Here is a 10712-nt window from a genome sequence, read left to right as displayed (position 1 = left end):
GTTCGTTACGACGTAAAGGGTGGCGATGATGCCTACTCCGGCGTTGAACTGGGTGGCTGGGTGAAGCGTGCACGTTTCGCACTGCGCACGCATACTGCGACTGAAACGGAACTGGGTACTCTTCGTACGTTTACCGAAAACCGCTTTCAGTGGGATGCCGTTCCAGGCAATCTCGGTGACACCGGTTTTGAAGGCTATGGTGCTGATCGTCAGTCGACCACGCTGCAATTCGCTTACATCGAACTGGGCGGCCTTCGCGTAGGTCTCGACGAATCGTCGTTCCATACGTTCACTGGCTATCTTGGCGATGTCATCAACGACGATGTTGTAGCTGCAGGTGCTTATCGTACTGGCAAGATTTCTTACACCTTCACTGGCGGCAACGGCTTCTCGGCAACTGTTGCTCTGGAAGAAGGCGGCGAAGGCTACGTTGTCAACGATTATGTTCNCCGTCTGGGGTGGCTTGAAGTACAAGGCCTCTGAAAAGGCTGTCATCAACGTGCAGGCTGCATACGAAGACTGGGGCAAGACCGCAGTTACCGCAAACGTTGCCTATCAGCTGGTTCCGGGCTTCACCATTACGCCTGAAGTCTCTTACACCCGCTGGGACGATGACCATCCTCTGCGTGTTACCAAGGATGCATTCCAGGGCATGCTTCGCTTCCAGCGCTCGTTCTAATAAGAACGACGTTGAAAAAATGCGCCAACGGGAAACCGTTGGCGCTCATCCATTTGAAACACCGCTTACGATTAAGTGACACGATCCTTTCGAACAGGGAATTTCGAAAAGGATCGATAAACGAGGGGAATTCGGGGACGACAGAAAGCTGGGGGCAAACATGGTCTTTTAGAAAGGTCCAATCATGTCTCCGCATAAAGTTAGTTCACTTATCTTGTGCTCCGGGAATTATTTCATTAGTTGTACGTCCTACAAGAAGAAGGGGGGCGTGCAATGATCGTCGTTGGGGAAACGAAGATCGACACAGGCGACAAGTTTGCGCCGATAGTCGACTACAACTTAAAGTACACATCCAGCAAAAGTCCGAACCACCGGCTTGTCGAGCAATTTTCGGTGGCGGAACTGACGGGGAAATATGTCAACATCCTGTGGGATGATGGATCACACAAGTATAATGTGAAGTCGTTTCTCGGCGAGATTGATGAGATTTTGAAGGGCGAACGCTTTTCAGGTTTCGATCAGCAAATGCTTGATTCCGTCATCGGTTCGCTTCGTGAGCGTGGCAACAGCAATGCAACCATCAATCGAAAGATGGCTGCGCTGAGCAAGCTGCTGCGAAAGGCGCACAAGATGGGAGATATCTTTAATCTACCGGAATTCGTCCGGCAGAAGGAGCGTGTGGGACGTATTCGATTCCTCGAATATGAGGAAGAAAAGCGCCTGTTCGCCGCGATCAAGTCGCGCTGTGAAGACAGTTATCGGCTTTCCCTTTTTCTTGTCGACACGGGCTGCCGCCTTGGAGAAGCAATCGGTGTCACCTGGAACGATGTTCAAGATCAGCGGGTTACGTTCTGGCTCACCAAATCAAATCGCAGCCGCACTGTCCCACTCACCCGCCGTGCCCGCAAGGCTGCACATATCCCGCATGAGAAGCTCAAAGGCCCCTTCTCCATGCTCAATCAGGTCCGGTTCCGCCAGATCTGGAATGAAGCGAAGATGGAAGTCGGTCTTGGTACGGACGATCAGGTCGTTCCGCATATTTTACGTCATACCTGCGCATCCCGTCTCGTCCGGGGCGGGATCGATATCCGTCGTGTTCAGATGTGGCTGGGACACCAGACACTCCAGATGACCATGCGTTACGCCCATTTGGCGACACATGATCTCGATTCATGCGTGAAAGTGCTCGAGGTCCACTAAAACGCATCTCGGAATGGGTAAACCGGTTTCGGACAAGGTGCGATATGGTTGAATGCTTGGAACGTCGATCTGATTCAATCAGATCGACAGGCGTTTTTGATGGCTCCGGCACTGCGCGTTGTGCTTGTGGTTGTGAGACACCGACGGTGCGCACGCGCGCCTGAGGCGTGCAGATGTTCGGGTTCCGACCCGTTTCACTCTGCAGATCCTTATCGTTTAACTCGATCGGCGGGCAGCAAGCCTGATCGTTCGCTTGGATTATTCAATCGACTAGAATCATTGTGATGGCACCAGTCACTACAAGTTGCTATGCCTTCCGAGCTGGACAGGCGTAGGTGGATAAGATTTTCTCCAGCTCTTCGACTGCCCTCCTCACACGTTGATGGACTGAGAATCGACTGGAAATCGCCATGGGATCGCCTCGCCTTACACCACTCGTCGCAAGCTTGCCTTCTACTGTTCCTTTTACCGGCCCCGAAACGCTGGAGCTACAGCGCGGAAAGCCTTTCAAGGCACGGGTCGGCGCGAATGAAAGCAGTTTTGGTCCAGCGCCGTCTGTCCTTGATGCAATTCGGACCGAAACGAGCGAAATCTGGAAGTATGGCGATCCTGAAAACTATGAACTGCGCCATGCCATTGCCGTACATCACGGCGTAAAGCCGCAACACATTATGCCGGGAGCAGGTGTCGACGCCTTGCTCGGGCTGGTAGTCAGACAATATGTTCAGGAAGGTGACAGGGTCATCAATTCGCTGGGCGGCTACCCAACCTTCAACTACCACGTTGCGGGTTATGGCGGAAACCTGGTTACTGTTCCTTATATCAACGACAAATCGGACCTCGACGGCCTGCTCGATGCGGCCCGCAAGCAAGATGCTGCAATTCTGTACCTCGCCAATCCGGACAATCCGATGGGAACCTGGCATATGGGTTCGGACATTCAATCCTTCATCGAGCGCGTTCCTGAAACCACCCTCCTCATTCTGGATGAGGCCTATTGCGAAACAGGGCCTGCGTCCGCCTTCCCGCCTTTTGAAACCGACCGTCCGAACATTTTGCGAATGCGCACTTTCTCCAAGGCCTACGGTCTGGCAGGAATCCGGTGTGGTTATGTTGTCGGCAGCGCCGAAGCCATCAAATCGTTCGACAAGATTCGCGATCATTTTGCAGTGAACCGTCTTGCGCAGGCAGCAGCTATTGCGGCCCTCAAGGATCAGGCATATCTACGCGATGTGGTCGCTAAAATAATTACCGGGCGAGACCGAATTGTAGCAATTGCCGAGGCGAACGGCCTTACAACCGTCCCATCTGCCACGAATTTTGTTGCCGTCGATTGCGGTAAGGATGGAGCATTCGCCACAGCAGTTCTCAACGAGCTAATCGCGCGTGACATCTTCGTGCGCAAACCCGGGGCACCGGTTCTCGACCGCTGTATTCGCGTGAGCGTCGGCATCGATGAGCAGCTCGATCTCTTTGAAGCTGCCCTACCCGCCGCTTTGGAGGATGCGCGCAAACACGCAGATACTCGTGAAACTGCCTGAACGGTGGAGCCATAGATGCAGATTCGATCCGATAGCCAGTATCCCAACATTCTTTTCAGCACGCTTGCCGGACTGTGCGGTGCCCTTGCAATTGCCGCTTATGCGGGAGCCGCCCATGGTGGAGAGAACCATCTGGGCAACATCGCTCCCCTGCTCCTCGGCCATGCGCCCGCATTTCTGGTGCTATCTCTCATTGTACCGTTCAGCCGTACCGCTTATCTGGGCGGCGCATTACTTGTGATCGGTCTCGCCTTATTCTGCGGCGACCTCTTCATGCGTGATATGATAGGCGACCGGCTCTTTCCAATGGCCGCGCCGATAGGTGGATCGTTGATGATACTCGGCTGGCTCGCAGTCGCGGTCGCGGGCTGGTTCTCACGAACCAAATAAGAAGGGGAAAATAGGCCCCTTCTTATTCGAATAATCCTGATCAAATCAGGAATTGCCTTTCAGGCGTGCATTGCAGAGGCTGTAGTAACCGCCACCCTTTTGAATCCACTTCAAACCACCCAATGCATTGGCATCTTTCAGCCTATAATACTGCTCGAGGCAGGTGTGCATACGAGCCTTGCCAGCTGATTCGTTCGAAAACTTTGCAGAAACTGCCGTTGGAAATTTGACGCCTCTGGGCGCCGCAACCGTTGGGGCAGTTGGTTCACTGGTACCGTCGGTGCTGAAGGCAACTGGATCTGCACCAGGTCCGCATTCAGCCTTGCGGAAATCGTTCCATTTTGCAACATTGTCAACACCAGCGTCTTTTGCCGCCTGATACTTGGCGCTGCACTGCTTCATCGTTAAGCCCTTGGCGCTGTCATCAGCAGCAGTGCTTTTTGCCGTTTTCTTAGCTGGAGAAGCAGGTGCAGGAGCTGCGGCGGCATTTGCACCGCATTGCGCCTTGCGGAAATCGTTCCATTTCATACCGCCAAGCGTGCCAGCATCTTTGGCAGCTTGATATTTCGCGCTACATTCCTTCATTGTCAGGCCCTTGGCACTGTCGTCTGCGGCAGGGGCGGCTGCACTCTTGGTTGCCTTTTTGGCTGGAGCTGCCGGTGCTGCGGCAGCATCTGCATCATCACCGCATTGCGCCTTGCGGAAATCATTCCACTTCATGTCACCAAGCGTGCCAGCATCTTTGGCAGACTGATATTTTGCGCTACATTCTTTCATCGTCAGCGCATTAGCAGGCGATGAAAAGGCAAATGCAGCAGCACTCATGATGATGGCTGTGCCGGCCATGGCGGTGATGGTTCGAATTGACATCTTGTCACTCCCTATCGAATGCAGCTCTTTCGATCACTCGGCACTTTTACGCCTTGCGATCTTACTACTATAGAGGAACGGTAGATGTCATTGTTGCTCTGACCCGTTCCGTTTATACGCCAACATTGCGCTCCGCAAAGTTGACTGTCAATCATTTGGTCAATATTACCTTCAGCTCCAATACAAATTTTCTAACGGGCTTTCTTTGCTCGTTATGGTCATGCAGGTGCCATGAAGTAAAATTATAGTACTTCCTGCCTCATGTCCGATTTTTATTCGAACAGAGTTAAAATCCGGAGACGATGCAGGTGATAGAGCGGATCATGATCATAGGCGGCGCCGGTTCGGGAAAATCAAGCCTGGCACGTGCGCTCGGCGAGATTACCGGTTTACCGGTCATTCATATCGATACCCTCTACTGGCAGCCGTGCTGGACGATGCGCCCGCGTGACGAGATCAGCCGTCTCACCAACGAAGCAGCAGATCAGGACACATGGATATTCGAAGGCAATCATAGCGAAACTATGATTTATCGTGCATCGCGAGCCGATACGCTCGTTTTTCTCGATATCTCGACTGTGCGTCGCCTGTGGCGCGTACTCAAAAGAACCGTAATCCATTACGGACGCTCACGCCCGGATATGGCGGAAGGTTGTGTGGAGCGTTTCGACTGGGACTTCCTGAAATGGGTGGCAGGCTATCGCAAGAACGGTCGCATTCGCGCACTGGCCTTTCTGGAAAGTGCGCCTCAGCATCTCGCCAAGCGTCATTTGCGCAGCCCTCATGACGTCAAACGCTTCCTCGCGCAGATGACGCACGAAATAAATCAAAACAAACAGCCTTCGCAATCGCGATAAATCTACAAACACGACCGTGAAATAACAATCTTTCAAGCCGTGCGAAGCGTCAAAACGGCTGTTATATTTAACCGTCTCCCAAGACTTGACGCCGCGTGCTTTGACCCAACCCTCTGCACAGCGCGAATGCATGACAAGCCGGAATTCAGTCCGGCACCGTAATCTATTTGCCGGATTACCGGCTTCTCGCTGTTCTGGAGTTTCCACGTGGCCGATATCGCTGATAACGCCGCCCCGCTCATCGATGCGTCGAAAGCCGCCGCATTCGACCGTCACCGCCTCTATGAAGATGCGATGGCTATGCTGATCGGCACGTCCTTCATTGCGCTCGGCATTACGCTTTATAGTCAGGCTATGCTGATGACCGGCAGTACTGCTGGTATCGCCCTTCTCATCCAGTATGCAACGGGCACGGAATTCGGATTGCTCTATTTCCTGATCAATCTGCCATTCTATTATTTCGCCGTGCGTCGAATGGGTTGGGCGTTCACTATCAGAACCTTCGTCGCCGTGGCCATGATGTCGGGCTTTGCTCGACTGATGCCCATGAGTGTCGATTTCTCAAGCGTCAATCCGCTCTTCGCAGCACTCATGGGTGGCACCCTGATGGGTATGGGTGTGCTGGCACTTTTCCGGCACCGCTCCGGCGTCGGCGGCGTCAACATATTGGCGCTCTATCTGCAGGACGCTTATGGGATAAGAGCCGGCTGGTTTCAGCTCGGCCTCGATATCCTTATCATGCTGATCTCGCTGTTCTTTATCCCGTGGGAAAACATGGTGCTTTCCCTGATCGGGGCGATTGCCATGAACCTCATCATCGCAATCAACCACAAACCGGGCCGGTATCTCGGTATAAGCTGAGAAAACAAAAAAGCCGCCTTGAAGGCGGCTTTTTTCATAACAACTATCTTGCCAGTCAGTGGGCGGTCATCCACTCACGCGCGCCGCGCAGCGCTGCTGCCAGTTCGCCCTTGCTCATCGTCGCTGCCACCTGATTGCGCATACGGGCGGCCTTCTCGCTGCCGCGGATGGCGGCAATGTTCAACCACTTGTGGGCTTCCACCACGTCGATCTCGCAATCACGGCCGATGGCAAATTTCATGCCCATTTCCAGAAGAATGCGACCCTGTGCGACTGCGTTATGCGTATTCGAGAAGCTCTGAAACTGTGCCATTTTTCTCTGTCCCTGTTAAATCCCGAGAACCGTCCGGTCTTTATTTTCAAAGCCTGATTTCACTGCTTTGAAACTGCCGTCTCTGTCGTTCCGTTCATGCTCTCAAATCTACGGGAAAGGGTTGAAATGCGCGTTAAACCAGATGCTTAACGAGCAACCAACAAAATCCGAACAAGGGGTAAACTTGGGATTTTGTTAAACATGCAAGTGACGCCGATTGCTGGATTTTTGCAAAAATTCGATTCAAATCCGCACGGTCGAACGAAACCAGTTGCTAACTATAGACAACATTCGAAAGCGGCTGTGTGTGTAAAAAGGGCAGTATTTCAGGTGCCAGGCGAGACACAAATATCCCTCTTCCGCTTCGCCAAAAACTGGTTTACGTTTACGTTTGCGTAAGTTTGACGGATGGTCGAGGAGGCTTCTGTCTCAAACTTCAAAGCGCATCACAGCGGTTTCATCGTTGCGACCGGCAAAGCCGGGACTGGCGGCGATTTGGGAGGAAAGAATGATCCGCACACTTATTCTTGGAATGACGCTAGCAGCCACTTTTGCCGCCCCTGCCCTTGCCGACGAAGGGATCGTCGGCACGTGGAAGCGCCCGAACGGCACGATCATCAGCTATGCGTCCTGCGGCGCCAACAAGTTCTGCGGTACGGTGCAGACCGGCGAGTACAAAGGCAAGTCCATCGGCACGATGTCAGGCACGGGCGGCAGCTACAAGGGCGAGGTCAATAAGCTCGACGAGGGCAAAACCTATACCGGCAAAGCCAGCGTCAAGGGCAACACGCTTTCACTCTCTGGCTGCGTGATGGGCGGCTTGATCTGCAAGAGCGAGAGCCTCACGCGCCAGTAATATCCAGTGGCATCCAGAATAAGAAAGGGCAGCCTCGAAGCTGCCCTTTCTTTTTAGCGTTTGTTCAACGTGCCTTTTGGCCAAAGAGAATTTTCTGGGCTTCCTTGTCCGTCGCCAGATTGGATTTTTCTCGCTCTTCTTTCCCGACAAGCAGACCACGCTGAACCGCAGGACGCGCATTCATTGTCTCATGCCAGCGCTTCAGGTTCGGGAAGTCATCCAGGTTCTGGTCGTAGTTCTTATAGGCATTGATCCAGCCGATCGAAGCCATGTCGGCAATTGAATATTCGCCTGTAATGTATTCCTTGCCTTCAAGCTGCTTGTTCAACACACCATAGAGACGGTTGACCTCGTTGGTATAGCGGTCGATGCCGTACTGAACCTTTTCCGGCGCATAGACACGGAAATGCCCGGCCTGCCCGGACATCGGGCCGAGGCCACCCATCTGCCACATCAGCCATTCGTCAACTGCGACGCGCTTGCGTTCGTCGGTCGGGTAGAACTTACCGAACTTCCGCCCGAGATACTGCAGGATTGCTCCGGACTCGAACACCGAAATCGGCTGGCCGTCCGGTCCTTCCGGATCGATGATGGCGGGCATACGGTTGTTAGGAGCAATCTTCAAAAAGTCCGGCTGAAACTGATCGCCCTTGCCGATATTGACATACTTGACCTCGTAGGGAACGCCCAGCTCTTCCAGCATGATGCTGATCTTGAAGCCGTTCGGTGTCGGCCAATAATACAACTCGATGGGCTTGGTCTGTTCGGCCATGGGCTCTCTCCCGCTGATCCTGACGTTGAGCGGGACATGTTCCCGCGTTCCAATGATGGGAAACATAAGTCCCTTTCGAGCAGGCACAAGAGCCACACGCCGCAATAAACGGAACATCAATATTTTTGAACGCCGCATGAACGACGCTCTCAGGGAGGGTTCAGGCGCAATGGCTAAATTGACGAGGGAGAACAGAAATCAGAACGGCTTTGGGGGCCAACCGGTATGCTTCGGCGTTTAACAATTGTCTGCCTGATGATCGCTGGCTTTGCCGCTGTCGCCAGCATTTTCGTTGACCAGAGGTACAACCTATATCGGGATCAGCCGGTAATCGGACCTGTCGCCGCATTCACCCAGAAGCCTGTCGGAGAGCGGCCATGAAAAAAACCCGGACCATCGCCGCAATCGCCCTTCGGGTTTTCTTTTTCACCGCCATTTTCACCGGTCCGGCAGCGACCTTTGCCTATACACAGATCGGCCAGCATTCCCAGATGAGCGGCGTCGGCCTCGTACTTTATGTAAGCCTGCAGCGCGCCGCATAAACTGGGTCATGTAACGGTCATCGGTTTTGCTATACTAGTGTCCTGATTCTGAAATTTGCATTGAGAATGATATCAAGCGAGATGCAAATTTCAGAATCAAAAGGACACTAGCAGCTTGGTTTCCTAGTGTCGTTTCGATCTCGAAGTTCGCTTACGACTACGATATCGAAACACAGGCGAACTTCGAGATCACGACACTAGGCCATGACACAGCGAATCGAACATCCATTTTTGACCGAGATCAAAACACCTCCCACCGTTGACCCGGAGGTTTTCAACGACGCCGGAGCGGCGGTTGCCGCCCTGCAAAAGCTCTATGATCGCAATACCGCCTTCCTGCGCGATGCGTTCGAGAAGGTTGCGCGCGGCGAGGTTCCACCACAGCGCTATCGCGCTTATTATCCCGAAATCTGCCTGTCCACGTCCAGCTTCGCGCATGTGGATTCACGGCTGGCCTATGGCCATGTCTCGACGCCAGGTGATTATTCCGCAAACATCACGCGGCCCGACTTGTTCGATCATTATCTGAACGAGCAGATTCGCCTCCTGATGCGCAATCACGGTGTGACCGTGACCGTGAAGGAATCGTCGACGCCGATCCCGATCCATTTTGCCTTCAAGGAAGGCACCTATGTCGAGGCTTCCGTCGCCAACGCCTTCACGCATCCGCTGCGTGATCTGTTCGATGTACCCGATCTGGCGGCGACCGACGACAAGATCGTCAATGCCGATTTCGAACCCGCCCCCGGCGAACCGATGCCGCTTGCACCATTCACTGCCCAGCGCGTCGATTATTCACTGCATCGGCTGGCGCACTACACGGCGACAAGCCCGGCGCATTTCCAGAACTTCGTGCTGTTCACAAACTACCAGTTTTATATGGACGAGTTCTGCGCCTATGCGCGCGAATTGATGGCAGAAGGCGGCGGCGGTTATGAACAGTTCGTTGAACCGGGCAATCTGATTACGCGCGCGGGCGAGACCGAACCAAGCAGTGGCAGCCCTCTGCCCCGACTGCCGCAGATGCCAGCTTATCACCTGCAACGGGGCGACCATTCGGGCATCACGATGGTCAATATTGGCGTGGGACCGTCCAACGCCAAGACCATAACCGACCATATTGCGGTGCTTCGCCCCCACGCCTGGTTGATGCTTGGTCATTGCGCTGGCCTTCGCAACAGTCAACAGCTTGGCGATTACGTTTTGGCACACGCCTATATGCGTGAGGATCATGTTCTCGATGACGATCTGCCCGTCTGGGTGCCATTGCCGGCACTTGCGGAAATTCAGGTTGCGCTGGAAGAAGCCGTCGAGGAAATCACCGGTCTCGAGGGATATGACTTGAAACAGATTATGCGCACCGGCACGGTCGCGACCATCGATAATCGCAACTGGGAACTGCGCGACCAGCGCGGCCCGGTCCAGCGTCTTTCGCAGGCGCGTGCTGTCGCACTTGATATGGAGTCAGCGACAATTGCGGCCAATGGTTTCCGTTTCCGTGTGCCTTACGGCACCCTGCTCTGTGTTTCCGACAAACCGCTGCACGGCGAACTGAAACTGCCGGGCATGGCGACCGAATTCTACAAGCGGCAGGTGGCGCAGCATCTGCGCATCGGCATCCGCGCGATGGAAAAAATCGCGGCCATGCCGGATGAGCGGCTGCATTCCCGCAAGCTTCGCAGCTTCTACGAGACGGCTTTCCAGTGACACTAGGGGAATAGGGTAGTAAGGCAGTAGGGCCATATGTTGGTTAGCAACATATGATGCTCTTAGCATACAGCCTTATTTCCCAACTTCCCAATTGCCTTCACCTCCATCATCGCGCCGTATT

At 53.8% G+C, this 10712-nt stretch carries 11 protein-coding genes and 1 pseudogene; 9 read left to right on the top strand and 3 right to left on the bottom strand.

Features of this window, described 5'->3' with window-relative positions:
* The 4 genes and pseudogenes from CES86_RS00825 to CES86_RS00810 form a co-directional block, all read left to right on the top strand.
* A pseudogene (locus CES86_RS00825) lies at window positions 1-679 on the top strand (porin); the annotation flags it as partial.
* A 273-nt stretch (window positions 680-952) separates the two neighbouring features.
* Window positions 953-1879 (top strand): tyrosine-type recombinase/integrase, encoded by a 927-nt coding sequence (locus tag CES86_RS00820; protein WP_029925277.1) that lies wholly within the window; start codon window positions 953-955, stop codon window positions 1877-1879.
* A 410-nt stretch (window positions 1880-2289) separates the two neighbouring features.
* Window positions 2290-3420, top strand: coding sequence for a pyridoxal phosphate-dependent aminotransferase (locus CES86_RS00815; protein ID WP_094513295.1), 1131 nt, complete (start codon window positions 2290-2292; stop codon window positions 3418-3420).
* Between the two features lie 15 nt (window positions 3421-3435).
* Window positions 3436-3810: a DUF423 domain-containing protein gene (locus CES86_RS00810; RefSeq protein WP_094513293.1), complete on the top strand. Its 375-nt coding sequence runs from the start codon at window positions 3436-3438 to the stop codon at window positions 3808-3810.
* Window positions 3811-3855: 45 nt separating this feature from the next.
* Here CES86_RS00810 and CES86_RS00805 read toward each other — a convergent pair whose 3' ends face one another.
* Entirely contained in the window at window positions 3856-4680 is an 825-nt protein-coding gene (locus tag CES86_RS00805) for an antifreeze protein (protein WP_094513292.1), read from the bottom strand.
* 323 nt (window positions 4681-5003) lie between these two features.
* Between CES86_RS00805 and CES86_RS00800 the strand changes: the two genes are divergently transcribed.
* A complete protein-coding gene (locus tag CES86_RS00800; RefSeq protein ID WP_235691885.1) occupies window positions 5004-5537 on the top strand; it encodes a P-loop NTPase family protein in 534 nt (177 codons plus the stop codon).
* A 207-nt stretch (window positions 5538-5744) separates the two neighbouring features.
* On the top strand, window positions 5745-6398 hold the full coding sequence (locus tag CES86_RS00795) for a YitT family protein (protein WP_094513291.1): 654 nt from the start codon (window positions 5745-5747) through the stop codon (window positions 6396-6398).
* A gap of 55 nt (window positions 6399-6453) precedes the next feature.
* Here CES86_RS00795 and CES86_RS00790 read toward each other — a convergent pair whose 3' ends face one another.
* On the bottom strand, window positions 6454-6711 hold the full coding sequence (locus CES86_RS00790) for a hypothetical protein (protein ID WP_094513289.1): 258 nt from the start codon (window positions 6709-6711) through the stop codon (window positions 6454-6456).
* Window positions 6712-7219: 508 nt separating this feature from the next.
* Between CES86_RS00790 and CES86_RS00785 the strand changes: the two genes are divergently transcribed.
* A complete protein-coding gene (locus CES86_RS00785) occupies window positions 7220-7567 on the top strand; it encodes a DUF2147 domain-containing protein (RefSeq protein ID WP_010661613.1) in 348 nt (115 codons plus the stop codon).
* 64 nt (window positions 7568-7631) lie between these two features.
* On the opposite strand, the gene CES86_RS00780 is transcribed toward CES86_RS00785, so the two are convergent.
* Window positions 7632-8339 (bottom strand): glutathione binding-like protein, encoded by a 708-nt coding sequence (locus CES86_RS00780; RefSeq protein WP_010661612.1) that lies wholly within the window; start codon window positions 8337-8339, stop codon window positions 7632-7634.
* 377 nt (window positions 8340-8716) lie between these two features.
* Between CES86_RS00780 and CES86_RS27370 the strand changes: the two genes are divergently transcribed.
* Together CES86_RS27370 and CES86_RS00775 are read left to right on the top strand one after the other, a co-directional pair.
* Entirely contained in the window at window positions 8717-8881 is a 165-nt protein-coding gene (locus CES86_RS27370) for a hypothetical protein (protein ID WP_167387075.1), read from the top strand.
* A gap of 204 nt (window positions 8882-9085) precedes the next feature.
* A complete protein-coding gene (locus tag CES86_RS00775; protein WP_094513288.1) occupies window positions 9086-10588 on the top strand; it encodes an AMP nucleosidase in 1503 nt (500 codons plus the stop codon).
* Window positions 10589-10712 lie beyond the last annotated feature (124 nt).

It is taken from the genome of Brucella lupini (assembly GCF_002252535.1).
Classification (GTDB): Bacteria; Pseudomonadota; Alphaproteobacteria; order Rhizobiales; family Rhizobiaceae; genus Brucella; species Brucella anthropi.
The sequence above is the reverse complement of the archived record's forward strand: the minus strand, read 5'-3'. Positions and strand labels throughout refer to the sequence as shown.